We start from the raw sequence: 18,463 nt of genomic DNA on the forward strand, positions 1-18,463 counted from the left end.
TTTAACGCGCACAAAAAAACCAGCCTAAGCTGGTTTTTTAGTTTTAACTGCGCTTACGCAACAGTAATATTCGCAAACTTACGTTTACCTACTTGGTAAATAGCGGTTGTGCCTTTTGCTACCTCAAGCTTAGTATCAGTGATTCTATCTACACCGTTAAGTTTTACTGCGCCCTGCTTAATCATGCGCATTGCTTCAGATGTACTGGCTACTAAATTAGCTTCTTTAAGTAAGTTAGCAATTAAAATACCCTCATCTGCAATGGTGATAGTCAGCTCAGGGATTTCATCTGGTAGCGCTTTTTTCTGAAAACGTTTGATAAAGTCATCGTGTGCAGCTTGTGCTGCTTCTTCACTGTGGAAACGGGCAATTAATTCTTTCGCCAATTCAATCTTAATATCACGCGGGTTAGTGCCCTGCTCTACGCGTTGTTTTTGCGCTGCAATTTCTTCGATTGATAAGCTGCTTAGTAAATCGTAATAACGCCACATAAGTACGTCACTAATCGACATTACTTTACCAAACATATCGTTTGGCGCATCCGTAATACCAATGTAATTACCTAGCGACTTAGACATTTTTTGAACGCCGTCTGTGCCTTCAAGCAACGGCATCATTAATACTGTTTGCGGCTTTTGACCTTCTACTTTTTGAAGCTCGCGCCCCATTAAAAGGTTAAAACGCTGATCGGTACCACCAAGCTCTACGTCTGACTCAAGTGCAACCGAATCCCAACCTTGTACAAGTGGGTATAAAAATTCATGAATAGCAATGGGTTGACCGCTGCCATAACGCTTTTTAAAATCATCACGCTCTAGCATGCGCGCTACAGTTTGATTGGCAGCAAGTTTAATCATACCCGCAGCGCCTAGGTTTTCCATCCACTGAGAGTTAAAGGCAACCGTTGTTTTTGCAGGATCTAAAATCTTAAACACTTGCTCTTTATAAGTCTCTGCATTGGCAAGTACATCTTCACGAGTCAGTGGTTTACGTGTTACATTTTTGCCTGTCGGATCGCCAATCATGCCTGTAAAGTCACCAATTAAGAAAATAACCTCATGACCTAAATCTTGAAAGGTTTTCATTTTATTAATTAGTACAGTGTGACCTAAATGTAAATCTGGCGCGGTAGGATCGAAACCCGCTTTAATTTTTAACTTTTTGCCCGACTTTAGTTTTTCAACTAATTCGTCTTCAATTAATATCTCTTCTGCACCGCGTTTTATCTCTGCTAGAGCGGTTTGTAAATCCACTGTGTATTACTCCAAAATTCTGCCAACGAAGGGGCAACTAGATGACTTGCTACATAAGGGTTTAAAACAGATTTAAACCAAAAGCACTTATGTTGCTAACATAACAAATTTCTACCTAATTAAAACAATTTTTTATGCGAATAATGCAACTAAACTTAATAAACTTAGTCTTACTGTGCTAGGCAATTAGAAATGGTGTTTAAGTACTAATTTTAACGCACTTTAGAATCAGTTTAAATCGATAAACTTAAACAATCATAAATTGCTAATTTACTAACAATTGCGGGGCTTTTAGCTATATTTACTAGTATTCGTACCTTATTACGTATATCCTGCATTAATATCCATTTTATTTTCACGACAGCAGAAAAGGCACGTTATGGTTCACGTGGTTAACACGCTTCCCAAAAAACACAAATTGCTTATTCTAGGTTTGGTTTCTGCTATTGTTGGCTTAGCCTTTCTTCCTTCAGAAAAAGCGACTGCATCCAAAGACAATAGTGCAAATGCACTAGAAATTGGTAAGCGTTACGAGTTACAAGTTAAAGTTGAAGACAACGAAAAATTAACTGAATTAAATTCGCCAGAAGCAGCAGAAAAGCTGCCAGAATACGACTTAGTCGATCACCAAGTTAAAAACGGCGATAATTTAGCAATTATCTTCAAGCGTGCTGGTTTTTCAGCGCAAACCCTTCATAAACTAATTAACACCAATGCTGAAACACGCAAACTGACTAAAATCCATCCAGGTGAAATACTGAGTTTTGCAACAGCAGAAAACGGCGATTTAGCGCAGCTTCGTTATGTTATTTCAAAAACAGATACTTTGTTTGTTACCTTAAATGACGAAGGTAATTACGACACATCAATAGATAGCAAAGAAATAGAAACACTGAGCAAAACAGCCGGTGGCGAAATTTCTAGCAGCTTTTGGACCTCAGCAATTGCGGCAGGCTTAAGCGAGCGCCAAATAATGAACTTTGCTGATATATTTGGTTGGGATGTGGATTTTGCCAACGATATTCGTAAGGGCGATCAGTTTGGGCTAATTTACGAGTCGCATTATGTTGATGGCGAGTTTATTGGCACTGGTAAAATCATTGCTGCAGAATTTATAAACCAAGGCCAGCGTTATGCGGCTATTCGCCATACCGATGGAAACTTTTATACGCCTGAAGGCCGCAGCATGAAAAAAGCATTTTTACGTGCGCCGGTAAACTTTAAGTATATTAGCTCGAGCTTTAACCCACGTCGTTTACACCCAGTAACTGGGCAAGTAAGAGCGCACCGTGGTATTGATTACGCAGCACGTACAGGTACACCGGTTGTAGCCTCAGGTAACGGTAAAGTAATTAAAGCAGGCTACAGTAAGTACAATGGTAACTACGTATTTATAAGCCACGGCACGCAGTATGTAACTAAGTACTTACACCTTAACAAAAAGCTTGTTAAAACAGGGCAAAAGGTTAAACAAGGTGACAAAATTGGTACTGTGGGTGCTACCGGCCGTGTAACCGGCGCGCACCTACACTACGAATTTTTAGTCAATGGTGTACACCGTAACCCTAAAACCGTTAAGTTACCTAAGTCTGAGCCGTTACCACGCTCTGAACTTGCTAAGTTTAAGCCTATTGCAGAAAACTTTATTGCACAGCTTGAACGCAATCGCGAACTACAGCTAGCACTTAAGTAACGTATAAGTTATAGATAATAAAAAAGCCTTTGCAGGTTTACCCTGTAAAGGCTTTTTTGTATACGCTATAAATCATTAGTACATTAGTACACCAGTACATAAATGAGCTGTACGACTAAAGAAACCATCACTAGTGGCCAAATATATTTGCTGTATTTAGTTGCGCCATCCAACCCCATTTTACCTTGGTACTTTTCAAGCAAAGGTATCAGCACTGCAAGAGCGACAAACAAGCAAATTAAAATAACAAATATATTCATTTCTAAACCTTATTTATGGTAACTCATGGCCTTTGGCGCTTACATACAATGCATACCAATGTTCGCGACTTAACTGCACGTTTAGTGCATCGCATGAAGCAGCAATACGCTCAACGTTCGTTGTGCCAATAATAGGTTGTATCATTGCAGGGTGGCGTAATAACCAAGCTAAAACAATCGCCTCAGGCGTTGTATCGTAAAGTGCAGCAAGCTTATTTACGAGTATGCTGGTATTTATATCGGCTTGCGATGCATTCGATAAATCCCCACCGGTGTATAGCCCTTGGCATAAACTTCCCCAGCTTTGTATTTGAATATCAAAGTGGCGACAATACTCTACACTGCCCGGTGTAAAGTTAAGATCTTTTCCATCTGCATTACCGGCATACACGCCTTCATCAACAAATTGGTGTTTTTGTAAACTTGCTTCTATTTGGTTAGCCACAATAGGCATATCTAGGGCATGTTGTAAAAAGTTCATTTGATGCTGCTGCATGTTCGATACGGCAAAATTACGTACTTTGCCGCTTTCTTGTAGGCAGCTAAACACTTGAGCAATTTCTTCTACTTCCATTAGCGGATCAGGGCGATGAAGCATAAGCACATCGAGGTAATCGGTGTTTAAACGCTTAAGTGAGCCTTCAACTGATTCTTCAATCCACTTTGCCGAAAAGTCATAGCGCTTAGGGCCTTTATCATCTTCAAAGCGTATACCGCATTTAGATTGAATATACATATGCTCGCGCAGCTCTGGTCGTTCACCAAGTGCTTGGCCAAATACCTGCTCGGCTTTGCCAAAAGTATAAATATCGGCGTGATCAAAAAAATTAATACCGCCAGCTATGGCTGCATCAATACACTCGTGAGTTTGTTTTAAATGCTCTTTGGTTATGGCGTCTTTATTCCAACCGCCGCCTAGGCCCATACAGCCAAAAACGAGTCTACTAACATGAGGTAAATATTTTGCCAAAGGGGTGTTAAGCATGGTGACTATCCTTATTAGTGTGCATAGCCCTCACTGTAAACAAAAACACGGTTGCAAACAAACTTTAATATGCACTGTTTTATAGACATAAAAAAAGCGCAGTAAACTGCGCTAATCGGTTGGATTAAATCTTAAATACTAGCCAACAAGGGCCAGTAATATACCCGCGGCTACGGCACTTCCTAGTACCCCAGCTACGTTTGGCCCCATAGCATGCATAAGTAAAAAGTTATGTGGGTTATTCTCAAGCCCAACTTTGTTCACTACACGCGCCGCCATCGGTACTGCCGATACACCCGCAGCACCAATTAAAGGGTTAATAGGTGTTTTAGAGAGCTTGTTAAGGCCTTTTGCCATAAACACACCCGATGCTGTACCAATAGCAAAAGCAAGCGCACCCAGTACTAAAATACCAATGGTTTCTACTGTTAAAAAGTCATCTGCAGCAAGCTTAGAGCCAACCGCCAACCCTAAAAATATAGTCGTAATATTAATAATTTCGTTTTGGGCACTGTTACTCAGCCTATCTACAACACCCGACTCACGCATTAAATTGCCCAAACAAAACATACCTACTAGCGGTATTGCTGCTGGTAAAAACATTGCTGTTGCAGTAAGTACCATAAGTGGAAAAATAATTTTTTCCTTTTTAGACACTTTACGCAGCTCTGGCATTTTAATCTGGCGCTCTTCTGGCGTTGTCAGTGCACGCATAATTGGTGGCTGAATAATTGGCACAAGTGCCATATATGAATAGGCAGCTACTGCTATTGCACCTAGCAAATCAGGAGCAAGCTTTGATGCTAAAAATATCGCCGTTGGACCATCAGCACCACCAATAATCGCAATAGCCGATGCATCTTGAAGTGTAAACTCAAAACCCGGAATAAAGTTAAGTAAAATTGCGCCAAATAAGGTCGCAAAAATACCAAACTGAGCTGCAGCTCCCAGTAATAACATACGAGGATTTGCTATTAGCGCACTAAAGTCAGTTAGTGCACCAACCCCCATAAATATTAATAGCGGAAAAATACCGGTATCAATACCCACATAGTAAACTGAGTACAAAAGCCCACCAGGCTCTGATAGCCCTGCAACAGGAATATTAGTTAATATCGCGCCAAAGCCAATTGGCAATAAAAGCAGTGGCTCAAAGTTTTTAGCTATTGCTAAAAACAATAATAAACAGCCTACTGCAATCATTATCAAGCCAGGAAACGTAAAGTTAGCAATGCCGGTAGCGTGCCAAAGGTTTAAAAGGCCTTCCATTAGAGCTACTCCTACGCCATCGCTATAATTGCATCGCCCGTTGTCACAGCATCACCTTCAGATACTAAGACCTCAGCCACAGTACCTGAGTGCATTGCACGAACTTCGGTTTCCATTTTCATTGCTTCCATAATAACAACCACATCGCCTTCGTTTACGGCTTGGCCTGCTTTTACTTTTACTTTAAAAATATTACCTGCTAATGGGGCATTCAGTGTTTCACCTGATGCAACCGATGCAGATTGTGGTAAATGCTCTGAGTCTTTAAGCGTTACCTCTTTAAGCTCGCCACCTTGCGCAACCACGACATCATACACTTTACCGTCAACTTTAACGCTGTATTGCTCAGCGCTAACACCTTTGTTACTTGCAGGTTTTGCAGCAGGCTTAGCGTTAGTGTCATCGGCGCTTGGCGCGGCTTCAAAGGCATCTGGGTTGTTACGGTTTTGAATAAACTTAAGGCCAACCTGTGGGAATAATGCATAGGTAAGCACATCATCTATTTGCTCATCAGCAAGTGTTAAACCTTGCTCTTGCGCTTCTTTTTGTAGCTCGGCTTCAAGCGATGCAAGTTCAGGGGCAATATTATCAGCAGGGCGACACGTAATTACATCCTGACCATCAAGCACTCGCTCTTGCAACTCTTTGTTCATAGGTGCGGGTGTTAAACCATATTCGCCTTTTAAAACACCGGCGGTTTCTTTGGTAATTGTTTTATAACGCTCACCCGTAAGCACATTAAGTACTGCTTGTGTGCCTACAATTTGCGATGTTGGAGTAACTAACGGGATAAAACCTAAATCTTCACGCACGCGTGGGATCTCAAGCAATACTTCATTTAGCTTATTTGCTGCGCCTTGTTCTTTAAGTTGGTTTTCCATGTTGGTTAACATGCCACCAGGTACCTGCGCGAGTAAAATACGGCCATCAACACCTTTAAGGCTCCCCTCAAAGGCAGCGTACTTTTTGCGTACATCTCTAAAGTAAGCGGCTATTTCTTCTAGCTGGTTTAAATCTAATTCAGTATCGCGTGCGGTTCCCTCAACAATTGCCACTATGGTTTCTGTCGCTGAATGACCATAAGTCATACTCATTGAAGAAATAGCGGTATCAAGCATATCAATGCCTGCATCGATGGCTTTTTGATACGTCGCTGTACTTAAACCGGTGGTTGCATGGCACTGCATAGCAATAGGGATTGAGACCGTTTCTTTAAGACCTTTAATAAGTTGCTCAGCATCGTAAGGCTTTAATAAGCCCGCCATATCTTTAATACAAATAGAGTGACAACCTAAATCTTCTAGCTGTTTTGCAAGGGTTAACCACATATCAAGTGTGTGCACTGGGCTTACAGTATAAGAAATTGTACCTTGCGCGTGAGCACCTACTTTTACAGCCGCTTTAATTGCAGTTTCTAAGTTACGTACATCGTTCATGGCGTCAAAAATACGAAATACATCTACACCATTTTTGTGAGCTCGCTCTACAAACTTTTCTACCACGTCATCGGCGTAGTGGCGGTAACCTAATAAATTTTGACCGCGTAATAGCATTTGCTGTTTAGTATTAGGCATTGCTTTTTTAAGGGCACGAATACGCTCCCACGGATCTTCACCTAAATAACGAATACACGAGTCAAATGTAGCGCCGCCCCACGACTCAATAGACCAATAACCGGCATCATCAAGCTTGCTAGCAATAGGTAGCATGTCATCTAAGCGCATACGAGTTGCAAGTAAAGACTGATGAGCATCGCGTAAAACAAGCTCTGTTAATTTTAATTTAGCCATGTGTGCCTCTTATTTATTATTTGATTTGTACTGAGCAATGGCAGCACTAATAGCAGCGATGTGCTCGCTTGGCACACCTTGAGATTTTAAAGATGGTGATTTAACCGGTATTGCAACTTCAGCCACATCAAAACGAGCAACCAAGTTAGACATAAGTGTTACAGCACCAATCAATATTGAAAGAAATATAAACACACCCACCATGCCGGTAAGCATCAAGCTACCTGCGGTTGTGAGAACAGCTCCTATATCCATTTTTCTCCCCCTGCACTATATAACGATATAAAAAATCGCTTTATTTAAATAATTATTCACCGAATGATAACAAAACTTTTAACTTTGTCCACCACCTGTCAATTGGTAAAACCAATTAAAATTAAACTAACATACAGCCACAATAGTTAACATAGCTAATAAAGGGTAAAATTAGCTTAGATATAGATGATATAAATAACCGTTATAGGCAAAGATTATATGGTTAAATCCAAAACAACTTAAAAGTCATAAAAAATAGTAAGTTAAACGGCAGCGAAAAACCTATCATGGTTAAAAATGTAAATTGGTCTTACCAAGAAAGTAAAAGGCAGCATATAAAAAATATTAATTTTTTTACTCTATTTACAATAGTGTGAATAAGTTACATCGTTAAACGTAAAACTTACCTTCTATAGATTTAAACGCCGCACTTAAAAATTCATAAACTACTGATAATTAAGACAAATACATTCTGGCATGCAACTAGCATTATTACTTTCGAACGAATTTGATAACCAAGGAGAAAACAATGTTACGCTGGACAATTACATTTTTAGTTATTGCTTTAATCGCTGCAGTGTTAGGTTTTGGTGGTATCGCAGGTGCCGCAGCTGGTATAGCAAAAATTATATTTTTTATCTTTTTAGTACTTTTAGTGATTTCTTTAGTATCAGGTGCACTGCGCGGTAAATCGCCCAGGTAGCCACTAACACTTAAAACACTAATTAATTAACACATACAAGGAATTACATTATGAACTCTACAACTTTAAAAGCAGCACTAATCGCGGTATTTGCAGGTTTCTTTATGATGGGCTGTGAAGACAACCACGCAGAAGAAGCAGGTGAGCGTATTGATGAAGCAGTAACTGACGTGCAAAACTCTGTTGAAGATGCTTGTGAAAATGTAAAAGAAGGCGTTAACGCAGAAGAAACTAACTGTTAATCTGCTTGGTAACGTAAAAAAACGGCTTTTAATAAGCCGTTTTTTTATGCGTAAACAAAAAGCTGCTTCTACCTCTTTAAGTACATAGCCAATATTAACGGGTGTGATTTTTACACTAGCTTGCTAAAATAGCGAAAACTATTATTTATTAGCAATTATGGCACTGACCACCACTTACACACTCGATAAACCTTACTACTACGAATGCTTTGACGAGTCCCACTCTTATAGTAAAGCTGCCAAGCCAAAGTATTTTTTGCTGGCATTGCTGGTGTGCTTAGGTTTAATTAGTATTTACGTTATGGACGATCATTACCTAGGGTCATTTTTAATAATGCTGGGTGTTTTAGAATGCATTGCCTTTTATTACCGCAGGCCTTGGTGGGTTACGCGCCAAATGCTTAGCCGTGCTTCGGGATCGACTGTTACCCTCACGTTTACCGATGACGCTATTAGAACCGAGAACCACTATAAAAGCCATACATTTAAGTGGGCAGAAATAACCCGCATTATTAAAACCAACCACGGTTACTTAGTACAGCATAATAAAGGTATGCAATATATTTCTAGCAGTGTATTAACTGATGAAATGCGCGACTTTATAGACAAAAAAGCCACTCAGTGAGTGGCTTTTTGTATAGCTAAGTGCATTACTCAGCTAAGTATACGTGTTGATTAAGCATTGCCCGGATTAGGATTAGACTTTTCAGCTTGTATACGCATGTAAATTTCTTCACGATGCACTGAAACGTCTTTAGGTGCGTTAACACCAATTCGAACTTGATTTCCTTTAACACCTAATACAGTAACAGTTACTTCGTCACCAATCATTAGGGTTTCACCTACTCTACGAGTTAGTATTAGCATTCTCTTGCTCCCATGTTCCAATAAATTATAAGATTCCGCTTGACCATTTTAATGAAAAATTGATTGAAAAGTAAGTAAAAACTCCCAAACTATCCATTTTCTGTTAAAAATTCTGAGTGTAACGCTCTTACTGCTAGCTCTAAGTACTTCTCATCAATTAAAACCGATACCTTGGTTTCAGATGTCGATATTAAAGCTATGTGTATGCTTTCTTGCGCCAATGCATCAAAAAATTGATGCGCTACACCACTGTGAGACTTCATTCCTATGCCAACAGCCGACACCTTTGCAACTGTTGTATCACTAGAAATGCTATCAGCCTGCAGATTTACCTGTTGTTGAGAAAGTAAATCGTGTGCTTGCAAATAGTCATTTGAATGCACAGTAAAAGCATAGTCTATTTTTTCAAAGTTATGATTAACTTGACTAATCATATCTATTTCGATGCCATTTTCTGCAAAAAGTTTCAAAATTTTTGTAAGAGAATGAACACAGTATGGTACGCCATGTACCTTTATCAAGCATTCGTCACGATTAAATGCAATCCCCGACACAACCTTAGTTGGCATATCGCTCTCCTCAAAACTTATTAGCGTTCCTTCATCGGGCTCAAAACTCGAAAGCACCCTTAGCGGCATTTTATGATTACCAGCCGACTCAACAGCACGAATATGCAATACTTTTGCGCCTAAGCTTGCCAGCTCTAGCATTTCGGCAAACGTTACATGGCGCATTCGCTGCGCGTTTGGTTCTACACGAGGATCTGTAGTATATACGCCATCAACGTCGGTATAGATCTGACATTCATCGGCTTTTATTGCCGCGGCTATTTCTACCGCAGAGGTATCGGTGCCGCCGCGTCCAAGGGTTGTAATATTCCCCTCTACATCGCGCCCCTGAAAACCGGCAATAATTGCAATTCGATTATGCTCAAGCTCATGCTTTAAACGCGTCGCAGCCACCTCTTCAATACGGGCTTTACCAAACATGTTATCGGTTTGAATATTAACCTGGTCGGCTAGTAGGCTTACAGCAGAATGGCCACGCTTTATAATAGCCATAGCAAGGAGCGAAACAGAAACCTGCTCCCCGGTGCTTATTAGTACGTCTAGTTCTCGGCTACTCGGGCGAGTATCTATTTGCTTGGCGAGATTAATTAAGCGGTTGGTTTCTCCCGACATGGCCGACAGAACCACAACCACTTGATGCCCTTGCTGCTTCGTTTTAACAACAAGGTCGGCGACCGCTTCTATTCGCTCAATAGAGCCAACCGAAGTGCCGCCAAACTTTTGGACAATAAGTGCCACGTAAGCTTAAACTTTCTCGCTTACCCAGGCCGTCACGCTCTCAAGCGCAGCGTTTAAGTTTTCAGGCTGAGAGCCACCCGCTTGTGCCATATCTGGGCGACCGCCGCCTTTACCGCCAACTTGAGAAGCCATGTGGTTAACAAGCTCACCGGCTTTAACTTTACCGGTTAAATCTTTTGTTACACCGGCAATTAGGCTCACTTTTTCACCGCTGGCAACACCTAGAGCAATAACACCTGAACCAATCTTGTTTTTAAGGTCATCAACCATGCCACGAAGCGCTTTAGATTCAGTCCCTTCAACATTTGCCACAAGTAGCTTAACGCCATTAATTTCAACAATCGAATCAAGTAAAGACGCGCCTGCTGCACTGGCTAACTTATCGTTAAGCTGTGCAATTTGCTTTTCAAGGCCTTTAGACTTTTCAAGAAGCGCAGTTACTTTTTCAAGTACCGATGCGCTATCACCTTTTACTAGCGCCGCTACATCGTTAAGCTGTTTTTCTTGCTCGCTCACATAGGCTACTGCATCTGCGCCTGTTACTGCTTCAATACGGCGTACGCCCGCAGCAATACCGCTTTCAGATACAATTTTAAATAAGCCAATATCACCAGCGCGCTCTACGTGCGTACCGCCACACAGTTCAATTGAGTAATCGCCAATGGTGACTACGCGTACTTCATCGTCGTACTTTTCACCAAACAGCGCCATTGCTCCTTTTGCTTTAGCGTCATCAATCGCCATAAGCTCAGTGTTCAGGGCAAAGTTACGGCGAATTTCATCGTTAACTACACGCTCAATTTCACGTAGTTCTTCTTTAGTTACCGCTTCAAAGTGCGAGAAGTCAAAGCGTAAACGATCAGGCTCAACCAGCGAGCCTTTTTGGCTTACGTGCTCACCTAATAATTGGCGCAGTGCTTCGTGTAAAATATGCGTAGCTGTATGGTTTTTCTTAATGCGTTCACGGCGTGCATCATCAATAGTGGCATCTACTTTATCGTTAACCGCGATACGCCCTTGTACGCTACCGTGGTGTGCAAATGCATTACCCAGTTTAGTAGTGTTAGTCACGCTAAACTCGCCACCAGCAACAGTAATTGTACCGGTATCGCCTGTTTGGCCACCCGATTCTGCATAAAATGGCGTGTGGTTAAGTACAACAATGCCTTGTTGGCCGTCTTCTAAAATAGAAACCGATTCACCATTTGCAAACACTTCTACTACTGTAGCGCTGTGATGTGTGCTGTCGTAACCTTTAAACTCAGTGTGTTTTTCTGATTTTAATTGCTCGTTGTAATCGGCACCAAATTTACCCGCTTGCTGCGCTGTTTTACGTTGTACAGCCATGCACTCTTCAAAGCCTGCATGGTCTATTGTCATTTGACGCTCACGGGCTACATCGGCTGTTAAGTCAGCCGGAAACCCATAGGTGTCGTATAGTTTAAATACTAAGTCACCAGGAATAACATCGCCTTTAAGCTCGCTTAGGCTTTCTTCTAAAATAGCTAAGCCACGCTCAAGGGTTTTACCAAATTGTTCTTCTTCAATGCGCAGTACTTTTTCGATAATTTCTTGCTGCTTTGCAAGCTCTGGATAGGCTTGGCCCATTTGCTCAATAAGCGCAGCTACTAATTTGTAGAAAAACGCGCCTTGTGCACCAAGCTTGTTACCATGGCGTACTGCACGACGAATAATACGACGCAATACATAACCACGGCCTTCGTTTGATGGCATAACCCCATCAGAAATTAAAAACGCACACGAACGAATATGATCCGCCACTACACGTAATGACTTGTCGTTTAAGTCTTGTGCGTTAGTCACACTTGCCGCAGCTGCAATTAAGCCTTGGAATAAGTCGATTTCGTAGTTTGAGTGCACACCCTGTAAAATGGCAGCAATACGCTCAAGGCCCATACCTGTATCAACAGATTGTTTAGGCAGCGGCTCCATAGTCCCGTCGCTTTGACGGTTGTACTGCATAAATACCAGGTTCCAAATCTCGATAAAGCGGTCGCCATCTTCTTCAGGCGAGCCTGGAGGACCGCCCCAAATGTGCTCACCGTGATCGTAAAATATTTCAGAACACGGACCACACGGGCCTGTATCGCCCATTGACCAAAAGTTATCTGAGGTAGCAATACGAATAATACGATCTTCGCTTAGGCCAATATCGTTGTGCCAAAAGCCAAATGCATCTTCATCGTCGTGGTAAATAGTAACGAGTAGTTTTTCTTGTGGTAATTTAACAACCTCTGTTAAAAACTCCCACGCAAACTTAATAGCGTCTTGTTTAAAGTAATCGCCAAAACTAAAGTTACCTAGCATTTCAAAAAATGTATGGTGACGCGCTGTGTAACCTACGTTTTCTAAATCGTTATGTTTACCACCTGCACGCACACAACGCTGTGCACTTGTAGCACGCGTGTAAGGGCGAGTTTCGGCGCCTAAAAACACATCTTTAAAAGGAACCATGCCGGCATTGTTAAATAACAACGTGGCATCGTTACCCGGAATAAGTGAAGCCGATTGGACAATTTGGTGCTGTTTGCTGGCAAAAAAGTCTAAAAACTGTTGCCTAAGTTGTGCCGTAGTCATGTGCTGCATGTGAAAATCTCACCTGTATTTACTGTGCTTGCATTGCAAAATCAATTTCATCGTAGCTAAATCCTCGGTACATTAAGTAGCGCACGCGCTTGGCCTTATCTTTATACTCGAGGTTTGCCGGTGTAGTGGAATACTTTTTGTTGTACGCTTCCTGCGCAAGCTCAAACCAGTCTATTTCAAGCTCTTCAACCACCCTTTCAAGTAGTGAACGGTCAATCCCTTTGCCTATGGCTTCGCTTTGAATGCGCTTTAAGCCATGGCCTTTAAAAATGTGTTTTCTAACAAACCCTTCGCAGTAGCGTTGCTCGTTAATAAAATTGTGCTCTTCACACCAATTAAGCAGGGTTTCTATAAACTCGTCGCTGGCTTCTTTTTGTTGAAGCTTAAAGGTTAACTCGCGGCGCGAATACTCTTGGCGCCCAAGTAACCACAGTACATAGTTTTTAAGCTTTTGTTTTAACTTATCATCCATTAAGCGTCAAAGCGCCCGCTTTGTTCACTGCTAAGTGGCTTAATGTTACTGTCGTCACTTGGCGGTACAACTGGCATAAAAATAGCCTGATAAGATACAAAAAAGCTAATGTAGCAAATTGGCATTAAAATCAACAGCGGTAAGAACGATAAGAACATAGAAAGCGCCATAAATAGTATACAAATAATGCCAAACACACTTAGCGCAAATAAGTTATGGTAAAAAACTAATAATGAATTTTTGAGCGCCGTTAAAATACGTTTTTCTTTACTAAAATAAATAAGCGGTACCGCGTAAGCAAACGCCATTAAATACACCGCCATTGCCACTAAAAATAGCACCACGCTTGCACCCGAAATACTATTTAAGGTTTGCTCAAGCGCAACGTTAGGATCAAGCCCTTCTTGGCTCATAATAGCCACGGCATCAGCAAATAAGCCATTGGCTAACAAGGCCATTAAAATACCCGCTCCCATTTGGTAAAGCGCTAAACGTAGTAGCCCTAAACGGTTTCCTTTTGCGCTAAAAGGTTTAAGTATGTCGGCCAGCATAATTTTACCGCCTTGCTGCTTGCTAAGTACCGCTTGGTAAAAACCGGCGGTTAAAAAAGGCGTAGCAAGAGCTGCTACAACTTGCAATAAAGGTAAAAATAACGACAGTAAGCCAACTATGCCTATTAATAAGTGCATAACTACAAAAGTAAATGGCTGGGTTTTAAAAATATGCCAACCGGCTTTAAACCACTTTAGCCCGGCATCGGCTTTAAAAATTCGTAATTCGTTAGACATACTGGCTCTTAGATTAAACAAAACACGCCAAGTATAACTTGGCGTGTGGGGGGATTAACAGACACTACATGATTAAATAGTTAAGGTTTTTTAATTTTTTTAATATCTAACATATGCGCGCCGTGTTTAATTTTGGTTTCTAGGTACGCTTTGTTACCTGTAAGCCCTACTTTAATGTGCGCATGGGTGCCAATAACCGTGTCTACTTCAATGCCAGCATCTTTTAATGCATTAAGCTTTTTAGGGTTATTGGTCATTAATTTAACGTGGTTTAAATTAAGTGCGTTAAGCATTAATACCGCATCCGAAAAATCACGCAAGTCATCGGCAAAGCCTAAGTGATTGTTAGCCTCGTAGGTGTTCATACCTTGTGATTGCAGTACGTAAGCGTCAATTTTATTATATAAACCAATGCCACGGCCTTCTTGGCGCAAATACAATAACACGCCGCCTTGTTCGTGCATCATTTCAATACACTCATTTAGCTGCTCGCCGCAATCGCAACGCGATGAATGAAACACATCACCGGTTAAACATTCAGAGTGCATGCGAATAAGCGGCACAGACTGCTGTGAGTCGGCATTGTTAAACACAAATGCAACGTGTTCTTGGCCGTCTTTTAAGCCACTAAAAGACACTATTTCTGCGGGAATATCACTATTTTTGCCAACATTTAGCTGGGCTCTTGCTCTTACTTGCGCCACGACAAATCCAAATAATTAAATAACTACGACACCATGAGGTGATAATATCACAAACGTTTAAATTTAGATCGTAGTACAACATAGTTTATGGCAAATATATGGCGACGGCAGCCAGTGTTTTCAATATTTACTCGTAATAAAAGTACAGCCTTGAACAGCGACTGCACTTACCTAAAAAGGTGACAATCAAACTCTGCTTTGCTATTTTAAATTTACTTCACAATTGTGTTTTGAGCTTATTAATGTAAAAGCAAAGCGCGTAGACAATAATGACTACTATTCTCATTTGTGGTATTTTGTTTCTAGATTGAACACTAATAGGGATTATTATGAAAGCACAACACCTCGCCTTAGTTATTGGATTAACCTTTACTGCTTTTACAGCACAGACCATTGCAAGCCAAGTTAGCGATGATAAAGCCGCCTTTTCTGATGCATACCAAAGTTATTTAACGGCTGTTAAAAAAGATGAAAATATAGAACAAGCTGCCAAATTAGCCTACACGACAGGGCTTACGTTTTATGGTGACAAAAGCGATAACACCGCAAGCCTTGCTATTAATTATGCCAAAGCAATCACAGCGCCACGCACAATAAGCAGCAAAAAAAACGTAACCGAAATGCGTTACGAGCTGTACTCGCAAGCCTATTCAATACTGGCAAGTAACCACGGTGAAAATGCAATAGAAACAATTGATGCGCTAATTGGCAAAGCAGAAAACACTGACTCAGCCTATCAAGCCGATAACGATTACGACCGTGTAATTAAAATAGCTAAAACACAAAACAACCCTAAATTTGTTGCCGACATGCAATTTGAAGCAGCCTCATTGCTAGCCAAAAAATTTGCCCATAAAAAATACCATAAAGCTAAAACACTGCTTAACCAAGCCGATGACTACTACCGTAACAACTTAGACGACAACACCGTAGAGCGCATTAAAGCCGACTTTTTAATGGCATCATTTGCTCAAGGTAAGAAAAAATACAATGAAGCCATTGAACGACTAAACCATGTTGTATCGGTATTTGATAACAACTTAAGCTTTGATCACAGCGCTGAGCTTACTGCGCACTCAAAGCTAGTTAACCTTTACGAAAAAACAGGCCAAAGCGAACAAGCCACTAAGCATTGTTTAGCAATTGCTAAAATGGTGCCGTGGAAAGAAACACAAGAGCAAACGCCTATATACCGTGAAAACCCAACATACCCACAAAACAAAGCGCGCCAAATGCGAGACGGCATAGTGGTTGTTGAATTTGACGTAGATACCGCAGGCTTTGTTAAAAACCCAGAGGTAGTCAGCTCACAAGGGGGTAAAGAGTTTGAAAGGTCGGCACTTAGCGCACTTAAAAAGTGGCGTTATGCACCAAAGTTTGAAGACGGCCAACCCGTTGTTGCAAGCACGCAAGTACAGCTCGACTTTAAAATAGCCAGATAACACGCAAGGTATTAAATCGCGTCTTTTTTGTTCAGGTAGTTTTATTCAAAGCTTTGCGAGTATTTTATCGCTGGCGGCTTCTATTAAATCAAGCACATTTTCAAAGCCGTCATCGCCGCCGTAGTATGGGTCGGGTATGGCGCTTTGGCTTTGCTCGCCGTATTCTAAAAACAATGCCAGCTTGTAATGTAAATGGGTGGGGCACTGCGCTTTTAAGTCAGCTAAATTTTGTGTGTCGGCCGCTAAAATTAAATCAAACTCAGTAAAATCACTAGTACGTACTGGGCGCGAAAAAATTCCTTTAAAGCTATAACCGCGTTTTTCACCCGCAGCCATTGAGCGGCTATCTGGCGTTTTACCTTCGTGGTAGCCAATAGTCCCTGCCGAGTCTACTTTTACCTCTACACCTAATTTTTTAGCACGCGCTTTTAACACCGCCTCTGCTGTTGGCGAGCGGCAAATATTACCTAAACACACTATCAGTACTTTTTTCATTAGAGCTCCTTTCGCTAATTTAATAACCTAGGCTTTAAAACTGTTTTAATATACTCTCGTTATAGTCATCGGCATTTAAAGTCAGGTTATACTTGGCCGCCACACTATCAAGCTCCGCTTGTTTTATCGCTAACTCGTCCATGGTAATGGTGTTATCGTCAAGCTGCCATAAAAGCCGCGAGCCCGCATAACTATAATGAATCGCTAACAGTGCATCGGCATCGCCCTCGCGCCCTGCCGCTTTTAGTTTTGGCATTTTACGGGTTATTTTATTAAGCGCTTGTTTTAACTCCCACACGTACACTACTTCGGTCATAAAACTATGGGTACGGTATTTATTTAACAGCCAGCCAATGGCCAAACTTGTTATAACAACACCGGTTAAATTCCAATGAAAATGGCTCCCGCTTTCATCAGGAAATAGCGCAATTAATGTTTGCGATATAGCCAAGCTGCCAACAGCTAAACCCGCTGCACAACCTGCAATTACCCGATTTAAATGCTTACGGTAACGTGCTTTATCTATTTGTATGAGTTGCATAACAGCCTAAAAGTTTATAAGTAAAAGAATACAAAACGCTATTGTAACTAAACCCCGCAATTTTTATAAAATTATTTAACCCCTTTTTGATTTGCCCTCCGTTATAGCTTTTAAATAACCCAAATAAGTTTACTCGGAGCGGCTTATGCACACACTTGAAGTACCTAATAACTCAGCATTTATTAAAACATCAACCGCCGTAATTGGCGGTGCAGTAATGACCTTTGCGGCTTTTGCGTTTATGCAATATTTAATATCTGGCGAGCAGCGCGCACCGATTAAACCCGGCGGCGATATTATTGTAGAGATTTTTCAGGCACCAGAGGATTCACAAGTAAGGCATATACAAAAAATACAGCCGCCACCGCCGGTGCCAAAAACACCGCCTAAGGCACCACCCATAGATACCGCAAACGACCCTGTAATTGCTATAAACGACGTAATGCCGGTCACTATTGACGATTTTGGTGATGATATAAATAGCACCATTAACCGCCCTACGGGAGATGCAACGCCAATAGTGCGTATAAACCCTAAATACCCAACGTCTGCTGCTCGCGATGGCATTGAAGGCTGGGTACAACTTAGCTTTAGTATTTCGCCCACCGGCGAAGTAATAAATCCAGTTGTAATAAACGCAGAGCCAAAACGCACTTTTAACCGCGAAGCAATAAGAGCTATTAAACGCTGGAAATATCGCCCCAAAGTAATAGAAGGTGTGGCACAATTACAAACAGATCAAACTGTACAGCTCGATTTTAAATTAGATAACTCTATTTAACGGACTAAA

The 18,463-nt window shown here is 41.3% G+C and carries 20 protein-coding genes; 6 read left to right on the forward strand and 14 right to left on the reverse strand.

The window, feature by feature from the left end; all coding sequences use genetic code 11:
- Nucleotides 1-53 precede the first annotated feature (53 nt).
- Nucleotides 54-1,253 (reverse strand): tyrosine--tRNA ligase, encoded by a 1,200-nt coding sequence (gene tyrS, locus CWC17_RS13995; protein ID WP_138613537.1) that lies wholly within the window; start codon nucleotides 1,251-1,253, stop codon nucleotides 54-56.
- A gap of 379 nt (nucleotides 1,254-1,632) precedes the next feature.
- On the opposite strand from tyrS, the gene CWC17_RS14000 reads away from it, so the two are divergent.
- Entirely contained in the window at nucleotides 1,633-2,946 is a 1,314-nt protein-coding gene (locus CWC17_RS14000; RefSeq protein WP_055016545.1) for a peptidoglycan DD-metalloendopeptidase family protein, read from the forward strand.
- Between the two features lie 83 nt (nucleotides 2,947-3,029).
- Here the strand turns inward: CWC17_RS14000 and CWC17_RS19385 are convergent, their stop codons facing one another.
- The 5 genes from CWC17_RS19385 to CWC17_RS14020 form a co-directional block, all read right to left on the reverse strand.
- A complete protein-coding gene (locus CWC17_RS19385; RefSeq protein ID WP_171042094.1) occupies nucleotides 3,030-3,206 on the reverse strand; it encodes a hypothetical protein in 177 nt (58 codons plus the stop codon).
- A 13-nt stretch (nucleotides 3,207-3,219) separates the two neighbouring features.
- Nucleotides 3,220-4,191 carry an aldo/keto reductase gene (locus tag CWC17_RS14005; protein ID WP_138542214.1) on the reverse strand — a complete coding sequence of 324 codons (972 nt, stop codon included), beginning with the start codon at nucleotides 4,189-4,191 and terminating at the stop codon, nucleotides 3,220-3,222.
- Nucleotides 4,192-4,329: 138 nt separating this feature from the next.
- Entirely contained in the window at nucleotides 4,330-5,460 is a 1,131-nt protein-coding gene (locus CWC17_RS14010) for a sodium ion-translocating decarboxylase subunit beta (RefSeq protein WP_138613539.1), read from the reverse strand.
- Nucleotides 5,461-5,471: 11 nt separating this feature from the next.
- Nucleotides 5,472-7,250 (reverse strand): sodium-extruding oxaloacetate decarboxylase subunit alpha, encoded by a 1,779-nt coding sequence (gene oadA, locus CWC17_RS14015; RefSeq protein ID WP_138613541.1) that lies wholly within the window; start codon nucleotides 7,248-7,250, stop codon nucleotides 5,472-5,474.
- 9 nt (nucleotides 7,251-7,259) lie between these two features.
- Nucleotides 7,260-7,505 (reverse strand): OadG family protein, encoded by a 246-nt coding sequence (locus CWC17_RS14020; protein WP_055018682.1) that lies wholly within the window; start codon nucleotides 7,503-7,505, stop codon nucleotides 7,260-7,262.
- A gap of 529 nt (nucleotides 7,506-8,034) precedes the next feature.
- On the opposite strand from CWC17_RS14020, the gene CWC17_RS14025 reads away from it, so the two are divergent.
- From CWC17_RS14025 to CWC17_RS14035, 3 genes are all read left to right on the forward strand, one after another.
- On the forward strand, nucleotides 8,035-8,208 hold the full coding sequence (locus CWC17_RS14025) for a DUF1328 domain-containing protein (protein WP_002961939.1): 174 nt from the start codon (nucleotides 8,035-8,037) through the stop codon (nucleotides 8,206-8,208).
- Nucleotides 8,209-8,258: 50 nt separating this feature from the next.
- Nucleotides 8,259-8,450: a hypothetical protein gene (locus CWC17_RS14030; protein ID WP_004587517.1), complete on the forward strand. Its 192-nt coding sequence runs from the start codon at nucleotides 8,259-8,261 to the stop codon at nucleotides 8,448-8,450.
- Between the two features lie 157 nt (nucleotides 8,451-8,607).
- Nucleotides 8,608-9,075: a YcxB family protein gene (locus CWC17_RS14035; RefSeq protein ID WP_138613543.1), complete on the forward strand. Its 468-nt coding sequence runs from the start codon at nucleotides 8,608-8,610 to the stop codon at nucleotides 9,073-9,075.
- A 50-nt stretch (nucleotides 9,076-9,125) separates the two neighbouring features.
- On the opposite strand, the gene csrA is transcribed toward CWC17_RS14035, so the two are convergent.
- The 6 genes from csrA to CWC17_RS14065 form a co-directional block, all read right to left on the reverse strand.
- Nucleotides 9,126-9,317 (reverse strand): carbon storage regulator CsrA, encoded by a 192-nt coding sequence (gene csrA / locus CWC17_RS14040; RefSeq protein ID WP_004587515.1) that lies wholly within the window; start codon nucleotides 9,315-9,317, stop codon nucleotides 9,126-9,128.
- An 89-nt stretch (nucleotides 9,318-9,406) separates the two neighbouring features.
- Nucleotides 9,407-10,624, reverse strand: coding sequence for an aspartate kinase (locus tag CWC17_RS14045; protein ID WP_138613545.1), 1,218 nt, complete (start codon nucleotides 10,622-10,624; stop codon nucleotides 9,407-9,409).
- Nucleotides 10,625-10,630: 6 nt separating this feature from the next.
- The gene (alaS, locus tag CWC17_RS14050; protein ID WP_138613547.1) at nucleotides 10,631-13,231 is read right to left on the reverse strand and encodes an alanine--tRNA ligase; all 2,601 of its coding nucleotides are present in this window, start codon (nucleotides 13,229-13,231) and stop codon (nucleotides 10,631-10,633) included.
- 19 nt (nucleotides 13,232-13,250) lie between these two features.
- Nucleotides 13,251-13,703, reverse strand: coding sequence for a regulatory protein RecX (locus CWC17_RS14055; protein WP_055016553.1), 453 nt, complete (start codon nucleotides 13,701-13,703; stop codon nucleotides 13,251-13,253).
- Nucleotides 13,703-14,491, reverse strand: a complete 789-nt coding sequence (locus tag CWC17_RS14060; protein ID WP_055020335.1) for a BPSS1780 family membrane protein — start codon at nucleotides 14,489-14,491, stop codon at nucleotides 13,703-13,705. The genes CWC17_RS14055 and CWC17_RS14060 overlap by 1 nt, the downstream gene beginning before the upstream one ends.
- An 80-nt stretch (nucleotides 14,492-14,571) precedes the next feature.
- Complete coding sequence (locus tag CWC17_RS14065) at nucleotides 14,572-15,195, reverse strand: GTP cyclohydrolase II (RefSeq protein WP_138613549.1); 624 nt, start codon at nucleotides 15,193-15,195, stop codon at nucleotides 14,572-14,574.
- A 329-nt stretch (nucleotides 15,196-15,524) separates the two neighbouring features.
- Here CWC17_RS14065 and CWC17_RS14070 point away from each other — a divergent pair, with 329 nt between their 5' ends.
- Nucleotides 15,525-16,637: an energy transducer TonB gene (locus CWC17_RS14070; RefSeq protein ID WP_138613551.1), complete on the forward strand. Its 1,113-nt coding sequence runs from the start codon at nucleotides 15,525-15,527 to the stop codon at nucleotides 16,635-16,637.
- A 45-nt stretch (nucleotides 16,638-16,682) separates the two neighbouring features.
- Here the strand turns inward: CWC17_RS14070 and CWC17_RS14075 are convergent, their stop codons facing one another.
- Both CWC17_RS14075 and CWC17_RS14080 read right to left on the reverse strand, forming a co-directional pair.
- Nucleotides 16,683-17,132: a low molecular weight protein-tyrosine-phosphatase gene (locus tag CWC17_RS14075; protein ID WP_138542220.1), complete on the reverse strand. Its 450-nt coding sequence runs from the start codon at nucleotides 17,130-17,132 to the stop codon at nucleotides 16,683-16,685.
- Nucleotides 17,133-17,166: 34 nt separating this feature from the next.
- Complete coding sequence (locus tag CWC17_RS14080; RefSeq protein ID WP_138613553.1) at nucleotides 17,167-17,673, reverse strand: DUF3087 domain-containing protein; 507 nt, start codon at nucleotides 17,671-17,673, stop codon at nucleotides 17,167-17,169.
- Between the two features lie 145 nt (nucleotides 17,674-17,818).
- Here CWC17_RS14080 and CWC17_RS14085 point away from each other — a divergent pair, with 145 nt between their 5' ends.
- The gene (locus tag CWC17_RS14085; protein WP_138613555.1) at nucleotides 17,819-18,454 is read left to right on the forward strand and encodes an energy transducer TonB; all 636 of its coding nucleotides are present in this window, start codon (nucleotides 17,819-17,821) and stop codon (nucleotides 18,452-18,454) included.
- Nucleotides 18,455-18,463: the final 9 nt, after the last annotated feature.

The sequence above is a fragment of the Pseudoalteromonas sp. S3785 genome (assembly GCF_005887365.1).
In the GTDB taxonomy this organism is placed as follows: Bacteria; Pseudomonadota; Gammaproteobacteria; order Enterobacterales; family Alteromonadaceae; genus Pseudoalteromonas.

Bases quoted from the DNA above. Each gene is read 5' to 3' on its own strand.
- CWC17_RS14035 (WP_138613543.1), top strand. From the start codon at position 8,608: ATGGCACTGACCACCACTTACACACTCGATAAACCTTACTACTACGAA.
- CWC17_RS14080 (WP_138613553.1), bottom strand. From the start codon at position 17,673: ATGCAACTCATACAAATAGATAAAGCACGTTACCGTAAGCATTTAAAT.
- CWC17_RS14005 (WP_138542214.1), bottom strand. From the start codon at position 4,191: ATGCTTAACACCCCTTTGGCAAAATATTTACCTCATGTTAGTAGACTC.
- CWC17_RS14070 (WP_138613551.1), top strand. From the start codon at position 15,525: ATGAAAGCACAACACCTCGCCTTAGTTATTGGATTAACCTTTACTGCT.
- CWC17_RS14055 (WP_055016553.1), bottom strand. From the start codon at position 13,703: ATGGATGATAAGTTAAAACAAAAGCTTAAAAACTATGTACTGTGGTTA.
- oadA (WP_138613541.1), bottom strand. From the start codon at position 7,250: ATGGCTAAATTAAAATTAACAGAGCTTGTTTTACGCGATGCTCATCAG.
- CWC17_RS14010 (WP_138613539.1), bottom strand. From the start codon at position 5,460: ATGGAAGGCCTTTTAAACCTTTGGCACGCTACCGGCATTGCTAACTTT.
- CWC17_RS14020 (WP_055018682.1), bottom strand. From the start codon at position 7,505: ATGGATATAGGAGCTGTTCTCACAACCGCAGGTAGCTTGATGCTTACC.
- CWC17_RS14075 (WP_138542220.1), bottom strand. From the start codon at position 17,132: ATGAAAAAAGTACTGATAGTGTGTTTAGGTAATATTTGCCGCTCGCCA.
- CWC17_RS14030 (WP_004587517.1), top strand. From the start codon at position 8,259: ATGAACTCTACAACTTTAAAAGCAGCACTAATCGCGGTATTTGCAGGT.
- csrA (WP_004587515.1), bottom strand. From the start codon at position 9,317: ATGCTAATACTAACTCGTAGAGTAGGTGAAACCCTAATGATTGGTGAC.
- CWC17_RS14060 (WP_055020335.1), bottom strand. From the start codon at position 14,491: ATGTCTAACGAATTACGAATTTTTAAAGCCGATGCCGGGCTAAAGTGG.
- CWC17_RS14025 (WP_002961939.1), top strand. From the start codon at position 8,035: ATGTTACGCTGGACAATTACATTTTTAGTTATTGCTTTAATCGCTGCA.
- CWC17_RS14000 (WP_055016545.1), top strand. From the start codon at position 1,633: ATGGTTCACGTGGTTAACACGCTTCCCAAAAAACACAAATTGCTTATT.
- alaS (WP_138613547.1), bottom strand. From the start codon at position 13,231: ATGCAGCACATGACTACGGCACAACTTAGGCAACAGTTTTTAGACTTT.
- CWC17_RS19385 (WP_171042094.1), bottom strand. From the start codon at position 3,206: ATGAATATATTTGTTATTTTAATTTGCTTGTTTGTCGCTCTTGCAGTG.
- CWC17_RS14085 (WP_138613555.1), top strand. From the start codon at position 17,819: ATGCACACACTTGAAGTACCTAATAACTCAGCATTTATTAAAACATCA.